This is a genomic window from Arcicella rosea (assembly GCF_040543805.1).
Taxonomy (GTDB): Bacteria; Bacteroidota; Bacteroidia; order Cytophagales; family Spirosomataceae; genus Arcicella; species Arcicella rosea.
In genome coordinates, this window is sequence record NZ_JBEUMS010000017.1 from 44,373 (window position 1) to 66,331 (window position 21,959).

The 21,959-nt window shown below is 36.2% G+C and carries 12 protein-coding genes; 4 read left to right on the forward strand and 8 right to left on the reverse strand.

The features are described from left to right. Window positions 1-275 precede the first annotated feature (275 nt). Window positions 276-1,520, forward strand: a complete 1,245-nt coding sequence (locus ABID42_RS19705; protein WP_367285113.1) for an MFS transporter — start codon at window positions 276-278, stop codon at window positions 1,518-1,520. A 128-nt stretch (window positions 1,521-1,648) separates the two neighbouring features. Here ABID42_RS19705 and ABID42_RS19710 read toward each other — a convergent pair whose 3' ends face one another. The 8 genes from ABID42_RS19710 to ABID42_RS19745 all read right to left on the reverse strand — a co-directional run bounded on the left by ABID42_RS19710 (window position 1,649) and on the right by ABID42_RS19745 (window position 14,911). Beyond that, on the reverse strand, window positions 1,649-2,836 hold the full coding sequence (locus ABID42_RS19710) for a VWA domain-containing protein (protein ID WP_367285114.1): 1,188 nt from the start codon (window positions 2,834-2,836) through the stop codon (window positions 1,649-1,651). Beyond that, on the reverse strand, window positions 2,833-5,103 hold the full coding sequence (locus ABID42_RS19715) for a DUF5682 family protein (protein WP_367285115.1): 2,271 nt from the start codon (window positions 5,101-5,103) through the stop codon (window positions 2,833-2,835). The genes ABID42_RS19710 and ABID42_RS19715 overlap by 4 nt, the downstream gene beginning before the upstream one ends. 3 nt (window positions 5,104-5,106) lie before the next feature. Next, window positions 5,107-8,118: a DUF4132 domain-containing protein gene (locus tag ABID42_RS19720; protein WP_367285116.1), complete on the reverse strand. Its 3,012-nt coding sequence runs from the start codon at window positions 8,116-8,118 to the stop codon at window positions 5,107-5,109. A 37-nt stretch (window positions 8,119-8,155) separates the two neighbouring features. Beyond that, complete coding sequence (locus tag ABID42_RS19725; RefSeq protein WP_367285117.1) at window positions 8,156-9,232, reverse strand: ATP-binding protein; 1,077 nt, start codon at window positions 9,230-9,232, stop codon at window positions 8,156-8,158. Window positions 9,233-9,290: 58 nt separating this feature from the next. After that, window positions 9,291-10,868, reverse strand: coding sequence for a DUF5691 domain-containing protein (locus tag ABID42_RS19730; RefSeq protein ID WP_367285118.1), 1,578 nt, complete (start codon window positions 10,866-10,868; stop codon window positions 9,291-9,293). A 3-nt stretch (window positions 10,869-10,871) separates the two neighbouring features. Then, window positions 10,872-12,218, reverse strand: coding sequence for an SWIM zinc finger family protein (locus ABID42_RS19735; RefSeq protein ID WP_367285119.1), 1,347 nt, complete (start codon window positions 12,216-12,218; stop codon window positions 10,872-10,874). Between the two features lie 218 nt (window positions 12,219-12,436). After that, complete coding sequence (locus ABID42_RS19740) at window positions 12,437-13,267, reverse strand: ThuA domain-containing protein (protein ID WP_367285120.1); 831 nt, start codon at window positions 13,265-13,267, stop codon at window positions 12,437-12,439. 138 nt (window positions 13,268-13,405) lie between these two features. Then, a complete protein-coding gene (locus tag ABID42_RS19745; RefSeq protein WP_323689472.1) occupies window positions 13,406-14,911 on the reverse strand; it encodes a malate:quinone oxidoreductase in 1,506 nt (501 codons plus the stop codon). A gap of 753 nt (window positions 14,912-15,664) precedes the next feature. Here ABID42_RS19745 and ABID42_RS19750 point away from each other — a divergent pair. The 3 genes from ABID42_RS19750 (at window position 15,665) to ABID42_RS19760 (ending at window position 21,596) form a co-directional block, all read left to right on the forward strand. Next, window positions 15,665-17,032 (forward strand): TolC family protein, encoded by a 1,368-nt coding sequence (locus tag ABID42_RS19750; RefSeq protein WP_367285121.1) that lies wholly within the window; start codon window positions 15,665-15,667, stop codon window positions 17,030-17,032. Between the two features lie 112 nt (window positions 17,033-17,144). Further along, window positions 17,145-18,287 carry an efflux RND transporter periplasmic adaptor subunit gene (locus ABID42_RS19755; RefSeq protein WP_367285122.1) on the forward strand — a complete coding sequence of 381 codons (1,143 nt, stop codon included), beginning with the start codon at window positions 17,145-17,147 and terminating at the stop codon, window positions 18,285-18,287. A 150-nt stretch (window positions 18,288-18,437) separates the two neighbouring features. Beyond that, on the forward strand, window positions 18,438-21,596 hold the full coding sequence (locus tag ABID42_RS19760) for an efflux RND transporter permease subunit (RefSeq protein WP_367285123.1): 3,159 nt from the start codon (window positions 18,438-18,440) through the stop codon (window positions 21,594-21,596). Window positions 21,597-21,959: the final 363 nt, after the last annotated feature.

Consider the following 21,959-nt stretch of genomic DNA (forward strand, 5'->3'; position numbering starts at 1 on the left):
GCAAAATTTTAAAATAAAGAAACAATTATTATAAATAATTTTATACAAAGCTAGCCACAATTCATTCAATGGCGTTATGAGTACAGTTTCTTAAAAGTATGATTAATGTCAAATATTAAGATTTGAGATACTTTAAATTGGAAAAACAGATTTAATGATGAATGAAGTAGAAACATAGACCTAATGTATTTAAATAATAGATTTTGTTACAATAGAATTGGATTGATTGTATTTCCTTAAGATTTTTGTAACAAACCCTTTTTAACAAATTGAACATGACTAATACGCTTTCAAAAACTCCCTTGCAACATCTCCTGAGTATCCCTGTGATTGTCGCCTCTTTAGGTTATTTTGTTGATATTTATGATCTTCTTTTATTTGGAATTGTTCGGGTTTCAAGTTTGCGAGATTTAGGCTTGAATGATGAGGAAATCTCTTCTGTCGGAAAAGATATTCTAAATTGGCAAATGGGTGGTTTATTAATAGGAGGGATTTTATGGGGCGTTTTAGGAGATAAAAAAGGAAGATTATCTGTACTTTTTGGTTCTATTGTTACTTATTCTATTGCCAATATTGCTTGTGGTTTTATCCAAGACCCTACTACTTATGCTATTTTACGATTTATCGCTGGGGTAGGTTTAGCGGGTGAATTAGGGGCAGGAATTACTTTAGTTTCGGAAGTATTGCCTAAAGAATTACGAGCATTAGGCTCTTCTTTAGTTGCTGGTGTTGGCTTGTTCGGCGCAGTAGCTGCATATTTTACCGTAACCCAATTTGGTGGTTGGCGAAATGCTTATTTTATTGGTGGCGGTTTAGGTATTATCCTACTTTTGATGAGAATAAGCGTTTTTGAATCTGGTATGTTTGAAAATGCTAAGAAACAGAAACATGTAAGTAAAGGTAATTTCTTCGCTCTTTTTACAAATGCGGATAGACTACAACGATATTTAAAATGTATTGCTATTGGTATGCCTACATGGTTTGTAATTGGTATTTTAGCCACTTTCGCCAATGAATTTGGAAAGAAAATGGGTATTCCAGAAAATATTGAACCTGGTAAAGCTATTATGTTTTGCTATGTAGGCCTTGCCATAGGCGACTTATCTAGTGGTGTGATAAGTCAGTTATTAGAATCCAGAAAAAAAGCGGTTACTATTCTGTTAGTCCTTTCATTGATTTGTAGTATCATCTTCCTTTATGCAGGTATTTCTACAGCATCTGGTTTATATATATTATGTGTTTGTATGGGTTTTTCAGTAGGATATTGGGCGATGTTCGTTACTATCGGTGCCGAACAATTTGGGACAAACCTTAGAGCAACTGCCGCTACTACTGTTCCGAATATGGTACGTGGAACGGTAATTGGTATGACTGTACTTTACGCAAATTTGAAAGTAGAAATAGGCGTATTTCATGCCGCAGCTATTGTTGGCGTAATTTGCTTTACATTGGCATTCTATTCTATTTTAACCATTCCTGAAACACATGGTAAGGATTTGGATTATTTAGAAGAAGAATAAAAGTAGATTTTTATATGAATCTATCAGATCTTTTAACTATTTAGTCGATTTATATGCGTTTCCCACTTTCTCCAAATGATCTTTTTGACCATTTGGAGAAATATTATGCAAAACTCTTTTTGACTGATTTATGAAAGACCCTTCAATACGATATCATTTTCGCCAGCCCATTGAAATAAATCTTTCTTTTGAATAGCTGAAGCCATCAAATCTGGAAACATATCGGGAGTACAAGCAAAAACAGGAATATGATGCTCAGAAAAGAATTTCGCATTAGCGGCATCATAAGAAGGACTTCCATCATCATTAAGGGCAAGTAAACAAATTACTTGTACCCCCAACTCAACTAAGGCAACGACACGTTTACGCATCTGTGCAAGATTTCCGCCTTCATACAAATCTGTAATCAATACCAAAATTGTGTCATCAGGCTTTTTAATAATTTCCTGACAGTACTGTAAAGCCAAATTAATGTCTGTTCCGCCTCCTAACTGTACGCCAAAAAGTAAATCAACAGGGTCTTGCAAGTCTTCTGTAAGGTCTGCTACTTGTGTATCAAATACAATCATCTGGGTTTTTACATTAGGCAAAGAAGCCATCACAGCCCCAAAAATGCCAGAATACACCACAGACGTCCCCATAGAACCACTTTGGTCTAAACACAGTACAATATCTTTGAGCGAACGCTTTGCTTTTCGTCCATAACCCACTTTTACTTCTGGAATAATCGTCTTGTAATCAGGCTGATAATGTTTGAGATTCTTTCTGATGGTGGTATTCCAATCTATTTCATTATAGCGAGGACGATAATTCCTAACCGAACGGCTTAATGCACCTGACAAAGCAGCAATTGTTTTTTGCTCTAATTTTTGCATCAATTCATCCACTACTTTTTCAACGACACGGCGAGCGGTGTCTTTTGTTTTTGAAGGGATTAATTTTCCCAGTTCCATCAAAGTTGCTACCAAATGTACGTCGGGTGTGGTCTGCTCTAAAATTTCGGGTTCGAGCATCATTTTCTTTTGCAACTCTGGATGTTTCAAAGCATCATTTTGCATGACTTTCACAACCGACTGCGGAAAATAATTACGAATATCCCCCAACCAACGAGCAACACTTGGACTTGAACTTTCGCTCCCACCTTTAGTTTTCGACTGAGTATAATCGAATTTTTGCTTTTTGTCCAAATCATACAAAGCCGTCAGGGCCTTATCAATCTGAATTTCTGTATCAGATAACTGGCAACCAATTCCATCGGCTTCATCTCCGCCCAAAATTAACCGCCATTTTTTGAGTTGTTCTTCGTTTGTCATCATATTCCCATTAACATTTCCAACACAGGTAAAACCATTTCTGCTCGTTTCTCGTCTAATTCTTCTGCTGTATTTGAAGTACTTGCATAATCATCTGTAATGATTCCTGCTTTTGCTTTTTCACCAATCTGACGTCGTTCGGCGTATTCAAACTTGGAAAAGGTTCGGCGTAAAATGGGTAATAATTCCATAAAAACATCTTCCTGAATTTGGACTACCCAGCGATAAATCAGATTCCACAGTTTGTTGTCATAAATCAAAATCATTCCACTTCCTTTCAAAAAGCCTTCAATCCAAGCGGCTACTTCTATGGGGTCGTTATTGGCTGATAATGAATAATATAGCTGTCTGTCTGTTTCTTCTTCTGAAAGGTATTGAGCATCCAATAATAAGCGACAAGTACAACCTTTTATAAGTTGATTTACGCCTGTTTTTTTTAATAATTTACTCAAAGCGTCCATCCATATTTGGTCAATTTCAGGTTTGTCATTCAATTGAACGGCCTGATTTACTTGTCCAATTTTTTGAAACATCTTCTCAGCATTAACTTCATCTAATCCATAACAAGCATTTGGTAAACCAATGGCTATTTTAGTAATTAGGCTATCTACAATGCCTTGAATCATTGAAAGGTCAGTTTTACGAACGTTTCCATAACGACTTACTTGTACCAAAGGCGGATAAGCAAACATCAAATCCATAATGTCGGCTGAAATTGTCGCAAGCTCATCTACTTTGTTTAGCAATACGCCGATAATTTCAAATAATTCAGCAGGAATGGTTTTTTGAATCAGTTCGGCTACTTTTCCAACAGAAGTTTCTTGCTCTAATTGATTTTTAATTACTTGTTGGGCTGCCGTCTGAATGGTATTACCAAAAAAGGCTTTGTCGATGATTGAAATCATCATTTCGGGTTCCCATTCCAATTTCCATGACTCCTTGAAAGTACCTTTACTTCTACTGTCCACACGTTTTGCCCAAGTAATTTCCAGAATTTCTAAACGATGTAAAAAAATACTTCTCTTTAAATCATTCTCATTACGTAAATCCAAATCGTACTGTTTTGCATTCGCCGTAAGCGGTAAACGGAGCGATTTGATTGTCCGCTCAAAATCTTCTTGGAGAGGTACTTTAGGAATATCAACAGGCACTTTGCCCAGCTTTTTTCCTATAATTAATTCCTCTCGCACTAAGTTTAGCATAATAGCATCGCCCATGCACATAACAGCCAAAGTAGCTTCGTTAAGTTCTTCTAAACTGACTTTGGGGAAATTACGCAAAGCCGCCAAGCTTTCAGCCAAACGCACCGCTTCAATGATATGAGCCGTAGAAATATCTACATTCTTTTTTCTGAACACATCGGCTACTTTGGTCAACCAATGTAAATCATAATCATCAGGTATTTTCCAGATATGTTCAAACCATCCCGGCGAATAAATGCCTGCACCATAGCCCGAGTGTATCGAAAGTCGCTGATTTGTCCACGGAATCCAAGTTGCTAATACTTTGATTTTTGTTTTGGGCAAAGCTTTTAAAATCTTGGTATCAGCCTTAGCCGATTTATCTACTTCTTGAAGTACAGGGGCATGCCAAGCCCCACAAATCACGACGATATTGCTGTATAATTCATTTTGTGCTTTCCGAATTACTTCACGCATATAGGCTTCACGATAGACGTTTTCTTCGTCTAAAGAAGATAAAACCTGCTGTTCTCTGAGCGAACCCATCGCTAAAGCAACCGCCTCGAAGTGGTCTGTGGCGTTATTTTTAATATAATTTTTTTCAAAGTGATGTTCCCAAAAAGCTTCTCCAGAACTAAAGCCCGATACTTCTGCCAAATAGCCAAGAGGGTCACGAGGGGAAATTTTAGGAGGAAGAATTGGCGTATCCGTTTCTTCCGTTTCACTTTTTTGTTCAGCCATTGCCTGAGCTTCTTGTTGTTTCAAAGTATCAATCTGAAATCCAATCGCCGCAGGCAAGTCCATCGCTCGTAAAGGAATATTATTTTTGTTGGCATAAACAGCCGCCACCCATTCGGGCGAATACGCTGCAAAAGGATAAAATGATGATTGTCTGGGGTTTTCGGTATTATAAATCATTACCGATACAGGCGGTTTCAAATCCGTATGACCGACTAATGCTAAAGCTTCGGTGATTTCGGGCGGGCCTTCAATCAAAATCATATCAGGACACAGTTGTTCCAAGCGTTCAGCCACATTTTTTGCCGACCCCACACCATGATGACGAATACCGAGGATTGTTATAGGCATAGTTTAAGTAGCTTGAATGAGTTTATCTATATCAGCAATTACTTCTGAGTAAAATATTGGAGGTATGTTTTTGAGCACAATTTTATCCTGCCAATTTTCCTTCATAAAATAAATATCCTTTACAGTAGCAGTAGCTGTTCCACCTTGATACCAAGCATATAAGCCTTCAATATGTACTGATGCTTTAATATCATTTCTTTTGAACTTCTTTGTAAGCTCAAGTCGCCCACCATCGCCATTAGATTTAATCCAGCCATACTTTTCAATCGTTGAAGATACAAAATCTGCCCCCTTTGGAATATCTACATTAGCCAATACACGAGTATAATTTTTTTCCTTTTCTTCTTCAAGAATATGAAATGTTTTCCTCTCAAGTTGTGGGAATATTCCCTTAAAGCTTATTTCATAGGTTTTGTCTTTCCAAGTCACCAACTGTTCTGAAATCAGATAAATAGGATGTAAAATTCTAATGGTATCAGTATTGTTTAAGGTTATTTCTTCATCCTTTTCATTGTAAAGGGACGCTCCATCTGAGCAATAAAAGACCTCCTTCAAAGTATCATTTTCATCAAATACTCCCCAAAGAAGCTTCATTGCATAGACAAACATAATTGGGTTCTGTAAGAAAATTACTTGCCATTGCTTGGCTTTCCAATGTCTTGAATCTGTCAAGCAATTTTCTAAGCGGCTACTTTGGGTTTTTACGATGTCTCTGATTTCCTTTTCAATTTCTTTAAACTCTTTTTTTAAATCAGAAGGAGTCTCTTTTGGAACGGCTTTACGCATTTTGTTATCTTCATCGAAAAAACATAGGTTAAAATCTGAATTAACAAAAACACGATATTCATCCTCGCCAACCTTAAATGGTTTAAACAAGCCATCAAAGCCAAAGTCTGGAACTATTCTATCTGCTAATTCATCGGCAGTTATATTTAATTCGAGGGCAGCAGCATCCAATGCTTGTATAGCTCTTTCACTTACAGAAGGGCGTTTACTGGCAAATTTTCTCGAAATAACTTCAACGATTCTTAGTGCTTTATCTGTACCAACCATCGCTATCGCTTCCACCGAGTATTCAGCCATTTTATATCGCTTATCCTCCATGTTTTTCTTGAAAATGGTATTCAAGATTGGTAAAATCTCATTTCCTCCCATCTGCCCACCAGTAGAGAGATAATGCTTAAAATTTGTATTAGAACCACTTTCAAAAAAGGCTTGAATCAGTTTTTTAGCAAATTCACCACATTTACTTTTATCCAACGCATTGATTACTTGACGAGCTTCAATATCAGAATTTAACCCTTTACTTCGAGCCATCCGATAGAAAAGGAATCTAACTTGAGATTGATTTAGTTCTGTACCATTTTCTTCCCAAACAAGCTTTGGTAATGTACTCTCATCAATCCATTTTTCATTAAACTTATTAAGTTTTCCTCGTTTTTCTGCTGTTTGTATCAGTTCTTGAAGTTGAGAAAAGGTCAGTTTTCTTCCGTAAAGTTGTTCTGAAAGTGTTTCTAAAATTATATCACGAGTATCATCATTTTTCTCTGTGTCAACAACTTTTTTAAGAGCATCAATGGCAACATCGGTATTTAAGTATGATAATACCAAAGCCCCAGTAACTCTACTATCAACAGTTTTAGCACTTAATAATCCTTTCGCTCGTTCAAAAACTGCATCTCCTAATTTACTGAGTGCCTGAGCAGCCAGTATTCGATTTGCTTTGTTTGCATGATTTTCAGCAAAATCCCAAATCTTATCTTCAATTGATTGAAAATTATAATTTCCTATACAAAACAAAACTGTTGAAAAATAATCCTTCCTTACATATTTGACAGATTTGTATAAAGCAATTGCTAAATACTCTAAACTATTCTCTTTAAATTCATTACTTAAGAAGCGTATAAATTCAGGATATAAAAAATCTGATGTTGAAACGTAAGTATGTATTTTAACTTGGGCATTTTCGGCATCATATTTCAATAAGAATTTTGCCATAGCCGTACTTAACCGATAACGTGTTTGTTCATAAATTGCATCATTTTCATACATCATACCCCATACTCTATCAACATGAAAAGTTGATTTTGCTCGTTCATTCATATACTCGTCTATGAGTTCAAGAACTTTTACTTGATATTTACTTGGAAAACTTTCGCATAGTTTGGCATAAATTGAAAATTTCTCTTCAAATAGAGCTTTTCCTTTAAACATGGCATTTAAAACTACTTCTTCATGTTTTTGAGTATTCTTTTCAAGGATAAAAAGGGCGTTGCTCAAATTAAATTTGAGGATTGTCTTATTATCATAGATTTGTGAATCACATATATACTTCTCATATTTACCCTCCAGCCCTTGAGGGTAATATTCATATAAAAATTGAAGTGTAGCATCTCTAAAACCTGTTGAATTATAACCATGAAATGCACCATTTTCCACTAAATCTAAGTAATTTTCACCAAAAGAAATCCCAAGAATATTTTTGTTTTCCTTTAGAAGTTTGAGTAAGAATTTAGCAAATGAAGTTAATTTCCTTTCCGACTTTCCATCATTATGATATATATCCCTAAAATATGTATTATAACTTTTACTCTCAATCACACATTCTACAATTTGCTTTTTTGTAAATCCTTGCTTTTGCAAAAAGTCTAAACAATCATCAGCATCATCGGTTTCGGAATTTGTTAGTTTGTAGAATATGTACGCATTCACTAACCAATATACTCCTGAGTCTTGGTTAGCAGGTTTTATCAAGCTTTGTATAATTGGGTCTTGGGAACTCCAAAGCTGATAGTTATGCGAAATAGCAACCGTTAAAAAGGTAGTTAAATAATTATGTTTGAATCCTATAACTATTTCCCTAAAATTGGCTGGTACGGGTACTTCGCCCAACAAAATAGATTTTAAATTATCCAATGATTTTGATAGGTCTTTAGCTTCATTCAGATTGCTATGTTCAATTTGCCAAAGAGTTCTATCATAAGCTTGTTGAATAGCCTGTTCTTTCGTGTTCATAAGATTAGAATTAAGATGGTAAATAAGTGATATAAGATTACGACAACTCCCTACAAGCCCGATAAATATCTTTCCATTCTTCTCTGCTTTTAATAACTGTTTCTAAATACTCTTTCCATACGATTTTGTCTTGTACGGGGTCTTTTACGATTGCTCCCATGATGCCTGCGGCTAAATCTTGGGCATTCATATTACCATCGCCAAAATGAGCGGCTAAAGCTAAACCATTATTCACAACCGAAATTGCTTCGGCAGTACTTAGCGAACCTGTCGGCGATTTTAGTTTGGTTTTTCCGTCTTCGGTTACGCCATTCCTTAATTCTCTGAAAATCTTTACAATACGCTGAATTTCCTGTAAAGCAGGAGCTTGTACGGGTAAATCCAAACTTTTTGCAAGGCTGGCTACTCGCCTACGAACAATATCAACTTCTTCTTTTGCAGTCTCTGGAAGGGGTAAAATAACGGTATTGAAACGTCTCTTCAATGCTCCCGAAAGTTCATTTACGCCTTTGTCTCGGTTATTGGCAGTAGCGATTACATTAAATCCTCGGATAGCTTGTACTTCAATACTCAATTCAGGAATAGGCATTGTTTTCTCGGAAAGTACCGTAATCAAAGTGTCTTGCACATCTGCTGAAATACGTGTCAATTCTTCAATTCTGGCGATTTTTCCGTTTTTCATGGCGGTCATCATAGGCGTAGTTACTAATGCTCCTTCGCTTGGGCCTTCTGCCAATAGGCGAGCGTAATTCCAGCCGTAACGAATGGCTTCTTCTCCTGTTCCTGCCGTTCCTTGAATCAATAAAGTAGAGTCGCCAGAGATTGCCGCTGCTATGTGTTCTGAAACCCAAGATTTTGCTGTTCCGGGCAAACCGTAAAGTAACAAAGCTCGGTCGGTCGTGAGTGTCGCCACGGCTATTTCCATCAAACGACGGTCGCCAATATATTTTGGCGAAATCTCAAAGCCATTTTTAAGTTTCCCCCCCATTAAATAAGTAACTACCGCTTGTGGCGTTAATTGCCAGTTCGGAGGCAAATGTCCTGTATCTTGTTTTTTGAGTTCGGCTAATTCTTCCGAAAATTGTACTTCTGCGTGTTGGCGTAAAAGAGTCATAGGATAATTGTTTAAAATGGGGACTTTTATCTAATATTTTTGATACAACAGTTAAGCTTTACGTATTTATTTTTTGTCTGATTCTCTGTGATTTTACAATCGCTTCCACAAAATATTTTTCCCAATGTCTGATATAATAATGATTGGTTGAAGCAGGATACTGATTGGTATTAAGCAAGAAAACACTGACAGAAGGATGTAAATATTTTACCATATTAACGCCAAGCTGTTCTGAGATATAAGTATTCTTTTCGATGAGTATGGTATAACATTCTTGTAAAATAGCCTTTGAAAAATCTGCCGACCAAGTACCATGAAAATTACTAAAACAAGCTTCTAAGGCTTGAAGCGAAGCTAATTGTTTGGTTGAAAGTATGTACTCTTCTTTCTCATCTTCGGGTAATAAACCCAAAAGAGGAAGTTGGTCGTTCAAAGAAGTAATTTTCAAAAGAGCTTTTGCTAAAGCTACATTTTTATGTTGAAGGGCATTATTGATAAGTGCATTCAAAAAAATGGCTAATTTTTTTCCTGAGAGTTTTACCGTAAAAACTTCTGAAATAAAGTACTTTACCGTTGCGGGTACATCTTTTTCTAAATGCTGAGTCCAAAAATCAAAAGGTAAATATTCTAAGAAACAAGCAAACCAATAATGCTGGTTTGTGGTGAATATGGCAACGTCTGGCGATAACTCCATGCCGTACTCAGCCTCCATTTTACTGGTATTCATAAAGTCGTCGTCTGTATCGGGGAGTACAAGGACTTTATTTTCTTTGCCAATCCATCCCATCATTCCTTTGGCTTTTTCCTGATGAAAATAACTTTTTAAAGCTGCCGCAGTATTGCTATAACTTTCAGTGGTTTTTATTCCCATCAACAAACCTTTTATCGTCTGTCTGATTTCTTTTTGCGTTTTACGTTCTTTTGCTTTGAAGGCAAATTCTGGAAGAATACTTTCTAAAAAAACGACATCCGAGGGCTGAAAAGTTGTTTTTATTACTTCTACAAAAGCTCTTTTATCATTCAACGATTCCTCTTTCCAAGTACTTTCCAATAAAGCCAAAGCTTTCTGAGCGTCTTCATTTCTCAGTTCACTAAATAATTCTCTTCGTTCGGCAAGCTTGCCTTCTTTCCAGATTTGTTCATCTGAAACTTGTGTTGTGGCTGAGATACTTGTTTTGAAAGCCAATAATTCTAAACCATTTTTACTGAGTACTTTAATGATTTTTGGATGTAATTTTTTAGGTAAACTCTCTATCGAATTCAACAACGCAACGGTTGATTTTGCCGTACAGATTTGTTTATTTTCTATCAATTTATCAAGCCAAAGCGTCAATAAATCATTTCTTAAATTGTATGGAATTTCAAGGATTTCATTCAAGATAGAAGCAAATTTTGGGGACGCAACTACAGCGTCACTTTTAAGGTTTTCTATCGGAAAATCTCCTTCAAAACGTTTAGGTTTTTGTCCTGCTTCTTCATAAAATGACAAGAGTGCTACCGTTTTAAAAAAACGGGCTTCTTTGTCTGTGTCAGGCATTTTCTCGATAATATTGCGGATACTTTCAGGCAATAATTTTTCATCAAAGCCCATTTTTTCTGTGCCAAGAAGTGCAGTATTGATAAGCTGTTGTAACATATTTTATAACATTAAATAGTTGTCTCCTTCTACAATTCCCAAAGGCAAAAAGCCATCTCGTCTGAAAACCCCTGCTAAATTCACAGGTGTACTTCCTGCGTAGGCGTAGAGTGTTAGCATTTTTTCCTCTGTCCAAGAAAGACTTATTTCATGGTAGTACTTATTTTCATCGCAAAGGATATGTTTCTTTTGATTGAGGACAAAACGCAAACATTTGATAATCATCGGAATATCATTCACAAATGGATATTTACTGAGTAATTCCGAACGGTATTGAAACGCCGCCGTCCAATCGTCAAGCATTTCAGGAATTGTATCAAGTTTTTCAACAAATCCTTTTTGTAGATAAATAACCGCTCGATGTGGCAAAACAGCAGGGAAAAAGGCTAATTCTGCTTCAATGAAAGTTCCAGGTAAAATGACATTTTCGAGTGGAGAATAAGGCGTACCAAAATTGAGAATCAAAGCCGAGCGATTCGTTTTTGTACCCCAAAGCCAATTGCGTTGTACAATTATCCCTTCTGATTCTTGCTGTTCTTGTCCTAAAGCTATCCAAATATCTTTTACTTTTTCAGCATCATGATTTTGTAATAATTCTTTAGATGATTGATTCCAGCCCACTAAATTTTTAAGACTTTGTTGCCATTCAGGGGATAATTTTGAAGCGTTTTTAAAAGCTTCTATCAGCAAAAACAATTCGGCGGCAATTCGCAGAGATTCTTTTTGCCAATCATTATTATGAAGATAATTTAAGTCTCTAAAAGCCCGAACTCTTCCTGCCAAACCTGTTGCTTTGGCATCGACCATGCGAGCCGCCGTTTGCTCAAAGTATTGAACGCCTTTGCTTGGCAAGGATAAAAAGCCAGTTCTTAGCAAATCTTTCAGCCACAACTCTAATTCAGCAATCCCGCCTTCTACTTGTAAAAGGCGTTCGTTTTGACGCTTTTCTTTGCTTTTTGAGGCTTTCTCATCATTATCTGACGAAATTGGCGTACTTACTTCTGCTTTTTTCTCTGCTTTCTGACTTCGTTTATCCATCCATTCCTTTACCCAGTCAGGTTCAATATCAGTTTTTGAAAACAAAGTGGGTTGTTTAGCAAAAGCCATCATCAAGCCAATACCATGCTTACAAGGGAATTTGAAAGAAGGGCAGGAGCATTTATAGGCGATATTTTGTAAATCTATTTGGGTTCGATAAGGTTTTGAGCCACTTCCTTTGATTTCGCCCCAAAGTACTCGCTCATTGATTTGCTTTACCAACCACTGATTGGCATTCGATAATGCCTTGCCTGCTTTCAAAGAAGCAGCATCCGGAGCAAGTGTTTCTACTTGTTGTTCTGAAAAGTTCAAGGTGAGGATAGTTAAATAAGGTTTGTAAACTTTAAATCTGTGTCATGAATCTAACATACCAATGTACAAAGCTTTTATTTGCTTTAATTTATTATCTGCATTACATAGGCTGCTGGGTGTTTTTATTCCTTCAAATAAAGTAATTGTTCTATAAATATCCAAATTGAGAAAGAATAAATAAAAATGCCCAAATGGTCTAATTGTCCATTTGGGCGTTTTTATTTTTTCCCTAACCATAAAAGTCCATTAAGTATTAACTGACTTTGTATTTTGTTCTGAAAAGTATTCGATAAATCTGCGTTTGTTTTGTGCTCATAATCAATGTCATTATGTCCCATATTGACGTAAATCATTTTATACTTTTTGTTCGTCCAAACCACAGGATAGTCGCCACTGTGCCAAATTTCATGTGCTTTGGGTCCAGTTCCTAATGGAAAACTATTGGGATGAATAGAAAGTAATACTTCAATAGAAGGATTTTTTCGTAAATCATTCGCCCAACGATACCATTCATTTGGTGCAGAAGCAAAGGTTTGGGGCAAATGTTTTGCAATTGGATGTTTTGAATCTTCGACTTTTAATATTGCAGAAGTTGGTCGCCAAGTATTGCTTTTATATTCGCCAGAGCCTAAAAACTGTTCATGATACCAATCCCAATTTTGGGGATAAGTAGAATTGTTGAGAGCAAAACCTGCAAAATGAAATCCCATCCAAGCACCGCCATTTTCCATGTATTGCTGAAATGCGATTCTTTGCTCAGGCGTTTCGGGACGAGTATCCAAAAATAGTACAACTTGATATGTTGAAAGAAAATCAGCATTCAGGTTTTGCCAATTATTGGTAGAATCATAACTGAAATGATGTTTTTTCGCCATTTCAGCAAACCATTTATTGGCTTCGTGTACATAACTAATATGCGCTTGATCGTTCTTGGCAGTATAAAAACCAATGACTTTAAAATTAGCAGGCGTTTTTTGTGCAATACTTTCTGAAAAAGTAAAAATACTTAATAGCAAAAAGAGTAAAAACGAAAGTCTAAGCTGAAACATTTGAATGCTGTTTATGACGATTGATTGTCTAAATTTAAGCGCATTCATTATTCTTTTCTATCCTCTTTTAATTGGTGTAAAACAAAAAAGTCAATCAAGGCTTCCCTTAATTGACTTTCTATTTCGAAAACAAAACGATTATACCGCTACTTGTAATTGTAGCGCTTCCGCTGTTTGCATTCTTATATTTTCGCTTAATTCGGCATTTTTGCTCAAAGATTCACCGAATGAAGGAATCATTTGTTTTAGTTTTTCTTGCCATTCACCAGATTTCAATTGTTCTGGATAACAACGTTCCAACAAAGTAAGCATAATTGAAACCGCAGTTGATGCGCCCGGAGAAGCGCCTAACAAAGCTGCTATTGAACCGTCTGCAGCACTTACTACTTCTGTTCCGAATTCAAGAATTCCACCATGTTTTGGGTCTTTCTTAATTACTTGTACACGCTGACCAGCCGTTTCTAATTCCCAATCTTCCATTTTAGCATTTGGCAAATAGTCTCTAAGAGCCACCAAACGATCTTCTGGCGATTGACGAACTTGGTCAATTAAATATTTTGTCAAAGGAATATTGTCTAAACCAGCCGAAATCATCGGGTAAATATTATTTGGTTTGATAGATAAAGGTAAATCTAACAATGAACCATTTTTCAAGAAACGAGTCGAGAAACCTGCGTAAGGACCAAAAAGTAATGCTTTTTTACCATCAATCATACGAGTATCCAAGTGAGGAACCGACATTGGCGGAGAACCAACAGCAGCTTTTCCATATACTTTAGCGTTGTGACGCTCGATAATTTCTGGATTTACACATTTCAACCATTGTCCACTTACAGGGAAACCACCAAAACCTTTTCCTTCTGGAATCGCAGCTTTTTCTAATAATGGTAATGAACCACCACCAGCACCGATGAAGACGAATTTAGCTCTAACAACTCTTTTCTCGCCAGTTGTCAAATCTTTTACTTTTATTTTCCAGAAACCGTCTTTTTTCTTCAGCTTTCTTACTTCATGATTGAAATGAATCGAAACATTTTGATCATGTTGTAAGTCTTCAAACATAATTCTGGTTAATGAACCAAAGTTTACATCTGTTCCTAAATCCATTCTGGTTGCTGCCACTTTTTCCTCTGGATTTCTACCTTCCATTACCAAAGGCATCCATTCCGAAAGTTGTTGTGGGTCTTCAGAATAAATCATTCCGTTGAATAAATGGGATTCTTGCAAACGGGTAAATCTTTTATGTAAATACTCTACATTTTTTTCGCCCCAAACAAAACTCATGTGCGGAGTACTTTTGATAAAAGCCTCTGGCGACACATCATTTCTTTTCTGTACAAGATAAGACCAAAACTGTTTTGATACTTCAAAAGACTCTGCAATAGCAATTGCCTTTGAAATCTCGACAGAACCATCAGGTAATTGAGGCGTATAGTTTAATTCGCAAAAAGCCGAGTGGCCAGTTCCCGCATTATTCCAAGCATCCGAACTTTCGGCTGCCGCAATGTCTAAGCGTTCAAATACTTCTATACTTAAATCTGGTTGCAGTTCTTTGAGTAATGCTCCTAACGTGGCACTCATAATTCCTGCTCCAATCAATACTACATCAAGAACTTCGTCTGAATTATTATTTTTACTAGTCATAAATCAATTAATTTTTGGACAATTCTAAAAGAAGAAAAAATGGATTTTGTCAGTTTGAAAATTGGAGATTCATAATAGGATTTATCCAATATTTAGTTCACCAAACAAAGTTATTACCTCAAATATCCTAAACAAACAGCTAGGGGTAATCTTATAAGTTATGTCCAATTACTCATTAGAATTAATCTATAAATTGCGGAAAAACTTTACAATGCCTTTACAGATTTTATAAAAATTTTACTTAGAAGAAAAATGAGAGGAATACAGATTGTACTTGTTTAGCTCTTTGTGAATCAGCAATTAAGCAGAGACTGAATTTTATCAAATACAGATTGCCATCAGCAATAATGGTAGAAATAACAGGAATTTGTATAACAGCCCCTTTTAAAAAATGTAGGAACTTTGTTTTCAGATTTTGTCAATATCAATTTTGTTGAAATCAGAGGAAGATTTATAAGGTATTATAAGCCTTTTAAATGATTGGGATTGATAATCCAATGTGTAGTAATAAATGATTTCGTAATGATTTTGAAGAGTAGGCATTGTAGTAAAACGTATTTTTCAGAAAGAGAAGATACTATTGAGAAAGTGCCATAATCCTATTTTGAAAAAAATAGACAACAAAATTGACTATTTTTTTCAATTCATGAACGAATATCATTTTTTATAGGTTATAAAGTCATGTTATTATCCAAATAATGCAGTAAGTCCGTTTATATTTATTCAAAACAAATTATTTTACCTATCAAATTCATGCGTCAGACTAGAAAAATACTACCAATGATGTTGCTTACAACGTTATTGGTTTTAAAAATTCCCTCGAATCTATACTCCCAAACGGTTGTTCAAGAAAATTCGTCGGAAAAGCTTGTGGCAACGCCCAAATTAGATGATGCCACGCTTGAGAATGTAGTACAATATGCGATAAAAAATCACCCACAAATTCAACAATCACTTATCGACCAGCGCATCGTTGAAAACACCATCAAGGGAAAATTAGCCGATTGGTATCCTCAAATCAATTTTAACTACAATCTACAGCATAACTTTTTGGTTCAGACAAGTATCATCGGTGGAAACCCTGTAAAATTGGGTGTTGATAATACTTCGGCGGCACAGTTTTCGCTTTCGCAAAACCTTTTTAATCGTGATGCACTTTTAGCGAATAGAAGTCAGAACGATGTGCGTTTGCAAGCAAGCCAAACAACGGCGAATGCTAAAATCAATTTAGCGGCTAATGTTTCCAAAGCTTTTTATGCAGTATTGGCAACGAAACAACAAATAAAAGTAACCGAAGGCGACATTATTCGTTTACAAAGAAGTTTGAAAGATGCTAAAAATCAATACAATGCAGGAACTACGGATAAAATAGATTACAAAAGAGTAAGCATTACTTTGAACAATACTTTGGCATTGAAGAAAAGCAATGAAGAATTGTTGAAAGCAAGATTACAAAACTTGAAGTCGTTGATGGCATATCCTGAAAACGAAGAATTGGTGATTGTGTATGATACTTTACAATTAGATAGAGACATCGTGATTGATACTTTACAACAATCAGATTTTACTTCACGCATTGAATACAAACAATTAGCTACTTTAAAAAACCTTCGTGAAGCCGAATTGAAGTACAATAAATGGAGTTATTTACCTTCGGTTTCTTTCAACGGAGCGTATAATCTTAACTTTTTGAATAACTCGTTTACAGATTTATATTCAAGAAATTATCCGAACTCATTCGCCAACATAACACTTTCTTTACCGATTTTTCAAGGAGGAAAACGAAAAGCCAATATCAACTCTGCCGAATGGCAACTCAAGCGTGTAGATTTAGACGTTAAAAATCTGAAATTGAGCGTCAACACAGAATACCAACAAGCTTTAGCTACTTATAAGAGTAATTTGGCAGTGTTTCTTTCACAAAAAGAAAACATGGAATTGGCAAAAGAAGTCTATGATTTAATTCAATTGCAATATCGTTCGGGCATTAAAACATATTTAGAAGTAATTACTTCTGAAACCGACCTTCGCACGGCAAGAATCAATTATTATAATTCACTTTACTTGGTGTTATCGAGTAAAGTAGATGTACAAAAATCATTAGGACAATTAGCTTATTAATTAATAGATGAGTTGTGAGTTAGTGAATTGCGAATGGAATTTTCTTTAGAAATGATTCACTCATTCACAAAATAATCTTCTGGTAAAACAGCAACGAATAACAGACAAATAAATGAACAGAATCAATATGTTTTTCGATAAATCAACACAATTTTCAATCATTGCGGCTTTATTTTTATTAAGCTCATGCGGTGATAAAAAGGCAGGACAAATGCCAGCATTGCCTCCCGTTCCTGTAACGATTGAAGCCGTACAAGTAACAGATGCTTCGTATCATGATGAATATCCTGCTACAGTAACGGCTTTGGATGTGGTAGAATTAAGACCACAAGTAAGTGGTTTTATTACGGGCGTACATTTTAGCGATGGTTCAAGAGTTCGCAAAGGACAATTGTTGTATTCAATTGATACACAGTTATATGAAGCAAATTACGACCAAGCCGTAGCGAATTTGAGCGTACAAGAAGCCAATTTAGCAAAAGCACAAAAAGATGCGAATCGTTTTCAAGAATTAGCGAAAAATGATGCCGTAGCCAAACAATTGGTTGATAATGCAGATGCTGCTTTGGAAGTAGCTAAAAAACAAGTGGAAGCCTCAAAAGCAAATATCAAAGGTGTACAAACCAATGTGCGTTACACCAAAGTATATGCGCCTTTTGATGGAACAATTGGTATTTCTTTAGTGAAAAAAGGAGCAGCTGTAACGGCAGGACAAACGATTTTGAATACGGTTTCTACGGATAATCAATTAGCGGTTGATTTTAATGTTGACCAAAAAGATATTTACTACTTCAGCAACTTAATCCAAAAAGGGAAAGCCAACAATGATTCTACTTTTACACTTGCATTTGGGGGAGATATTTATCCACATACAGGAAAAATCCTTTTGATGGATAGAGCCGTTGACCCACAAACTGGAACGATAAAAACTAGACTGGCTTTCCCTAATCCTAAGAATTTACTTCGTTCAGGCATGACTGGAACCGTTAGAGTATTGAGTACTTCTAGCAAAGCCGTTGTGATTCCTTACAAAGCAATCTCTGAACAATTAGGAGAATTTTTTGTGTATGTACCGGGCGATAGCAGTAAAGTAACGCAAAAAAGAGTACACTTGGGAACAGCTTTGGGTACTAACATTATTGTGAAAGAAGGGTTGAAAGAAGGCGATAAAATAGTCGTTGAAGGAATTCAAAATTTACGTGAAGGTGCTGTTTATACAACGGAAGTTCCTTCGGCTACACCAGCGAAAAAATAAGCTTATTGAGAGTTTATGAGTAAATGAGTTTTAAGGTTTATGAGTACAAAGTTTATGAGTTCAAAATCATAAAGATGTCTTATCAACACATAAGCTTTAAACTCATAGACTTATCAACTCAAAGACTCAAAAAAATTAAAAAATATAGAAATGATAGCAGATGTTTTTATAAAAAGGCCAATCACCGCAATTGTTACCTCATTGGTGCTTGTCATCGTAGGAATCATTGCCTTGACTACATTGCCTATCTCACAATATCCAGATATTACGCCTCCAACCGTTACTGTTTCTGGTAACTTTACAGGAGCAGATGCCCAGACGGTTGAGCAAACCACCACCACACCGATTGAAACGCAAATCAACGGTACGCCGGGCATGACTTATATGTCGAGTAACAGTACCAGTAGCGGACAAAGTAGTATTAACGTTACTTTCGACATCGGCACAGATGTAAACATTGCCGCATTGGATGTTCAGAACCGAGTAAGTGTGGCACAACCCACTTTGCCAGATGCCGTAAAACGTCTTGGTTTAACGGTTCGTAAGCGTAATCCAAGTATCATGATGGCATTGGCTTTGTATTCGCCAAAAGGTACGCATGATGCAAAATTCATCGGTAACTTCGCTAATATCTACGTAAAAGATGCGCTTCAAAGAGTAAAAGGAGTAGGGGATATTGTATCGAGAGCGGATGATTTCGGGATGAGAATCTGGTTGAATCCAGAAAAATTGGCAGCCATGCGTATGACGCCAAGCGATATTACAGCGGCTTTAGCAGAACAAAACCTTCAAATTGCAGCGGGTGTAGTAGGAGGGAATCCACAACCTTCTACGCAGGCTTTTGAATATAGTGTTCTGACAAACAGTCGTTTAAATACAAAAGACCAATTTGAAAATATCATCGTTCGTACTGTACCAGCTACGGGAAGTATTGTGTATCTGAAGGATGTAGCTAGAGTAGAATTAGGAAGATTTGATTATGGCGTAAATGCCTTTGTTTCTGGAAAACCAGCCGCTTTTGTAATCATTTATTTAGCGCCGGGTGGAAATGCTTTGAATACTTACGAAGGAGTAACGAAAGCTTTGGAAGAAATGAAAAAAACTTTCCCGAAAGATATTGACTACGTTGTGCCTTTAGAATCAGCTTCGGTTGTAAAAGTATCAATTGAAGAAGTAATTCATACTTTGGTTGAAGCCTTGATTTTAGTAATTCTGGTGGTATTCTTATTCTTACAAAACTGGAGAGCTACTTTGATTCCAATCTTGGCAATTCCTGTGTCATTAATCGGAACGTTTATCTTCTTTATCCCTTTTGGTTTTACGATTAATACATTGACTTTGTTTGCCTTTGTATTAGCAATTGGTATCGTAGTGGATGATGCCATTGTGGTGGTAGAAGCCGTACAACACAATATGGATGAACACGGAATGACACCAAAACAAGCAACGAAAAAGGCCATGAAAGATATTTCAGGACCAGTAATTGCCATTGCTTTAATTCTTGCTGCGGTGTTTGTTCCTGTAAGTTTTGTACCTGGAATCGTTGGAAGGTTATACCAACAATTTGCCATTACGATTGCTGTTTCTGTAATTCTTTCGGCATTTGTGGCACTTTCTTTAACGCCAGCATTGTGTACAATCATGCTGAAACCATCGAAAGATAAAAATGCGCAAAAAAATGCTTTAGAAAAATTCTTTGCTTGGTTCAATACTAAATTTGATAGCCTTTCACATTCATATACAAGAGGTGTTGCAAAATGGATTAAAGCTACGCCAATGGTTTTGGTGATGATGGTTTGTTTGTTTGTGGGTTTAGGATACTTGTTCAAATCAAAACCAACAGGTTTCATTCCTACAGAAGATGAAGGACGTTTATATGTAACTTACGAAATGCCAGAAGCTACTTCTACGAGCAGAAACGTAGCGTTGTTTCAAACCATTATGAAGCGCTTGGAAGTATTGCCAGAAGTAAGGGTAGTGGGTGGTATTGCTGGTTTAAACGTCGTGAGTTTCTCTAACAAAACAAACGTAGGTACTTTCTTTGTGAACTTAAAGCCTTGGTCGTCAAGAGAAGGGAAAGAACATCACGTTCAAGCGGTGATTGAAAAAATTAAAAAGAGTACGGCTGATATTAAAGAAGCCAGAGTCCTTGCAATTGCACCGCCAGCAATTCCTGGGCTAGGTCAAACCGCAGGTTTTACTTTTGAACTTTTACAGACAACCAGTCCAGACAATGTTCAGCAATTTGAAAAAGTAGCCCGTAAATTCTTGGCGGCAGTTAATCAGCGTCCAGAAATTGGTATGGCATTTACTTTCTTTAGTTCACGCACGCCAAGTTATCAGATAGATGTAGATCGTGATCAAGCCAAAAAACAAGGCGTACAAGTATCTGATGTTTTTGGTACGCTTTCTACTTTATTGGGTAGTTCATATATCAACGATTTTACTTTATATGGCAGAAACTTTAGAGTAATGGTGCAGGCGGATAGTAGTTACCGTTCTTCTTTAGATAAAATTGAAAAGTTTTATGTAAGAAATAACGTCGGAAATATGGTGCCTTTGAAAGCTTTAGTAAAAGCGAAAGTGGTTGAAAATGCTTCCTTGATTTCGCATTATAACGTTTATCGTTCTATTGAAATTAATGGTTCGCCGAAGCCGGGCTTTAGTAGTGGACAAGCCATTACAGCGTTGAAAGAAGTAGCAGCAACTACTTTGCCAACAGGTTATTCGTATGAATTTTCGGGTATGAGTAGCGAAGAATTAAAGGCAGGCGATAGCACAACCACGATTTTTGCAATTTCTATTGTCTTCGTGTTCTTGTTCTTAGCGGCTTTGTATGAAAGCTGGTCGGTTCCATTCTCAGTATTATTTGCCGTGCCGATTGGAGCTTTTGGTTCAATCTTAACGCTTACTTTATTGCCGAATCTTTCTAATAATATTTATGCCCAAATCGGTTTGATTACCTTGATTGGTTTGGCAGCAAAAAATGCTATTTTGATTGTAGAATTTGCCAAAGAACGGGTTGATAGAGGAATGGATTTAGTGCCAGCTACTTTAGAAGCCGTACAATTACGTTTACGACCAATTATTATGACTTCCCTCGCTTTCATTCTGGGCGTTTTACCTTTGGCATTTGCCAGTGGAGCAGCGGCAGAATCTCGTAAAACCATTGGTTGGACAGTATTTGGTGGGATGTTATCTGCAACCTCTTTAGCAATTTTCGTCGTACCAGTACTTTTTGTATTGATTGAAAAAATTGCAGGATGGAAGAAAAAACCAACCATCGCTTCTGATTTAGAAGTAGAGTAAATAAATAATCGGATTGAAAAAGGCTTCACCGTGAAATGATTTCACAGTGAAGCCTTTTTTTGTTCATGATAAAATCTCTTTAATTTTTACAGAGTTATGTAATCAATACAATTTAGTGACGTTTTTATTTGTCGGAATTAGCTGAAAATTAAAAACACCAATCACTACTTATTTTACTTCTCTCTAATATTTTTTCATTACAAAGAGTATTAAATAAAATAATCTGTCTATTTAGGGAATAAGGCATTTGTAAAAGGGAAAGAGTCAGGATTAGTTTACCCCCCATTTTTGACGAATAACCAGACAGCATTATGCTTTCTACTTTATAAATTTGTATTATTCAATACAATTGTTGAATAATCA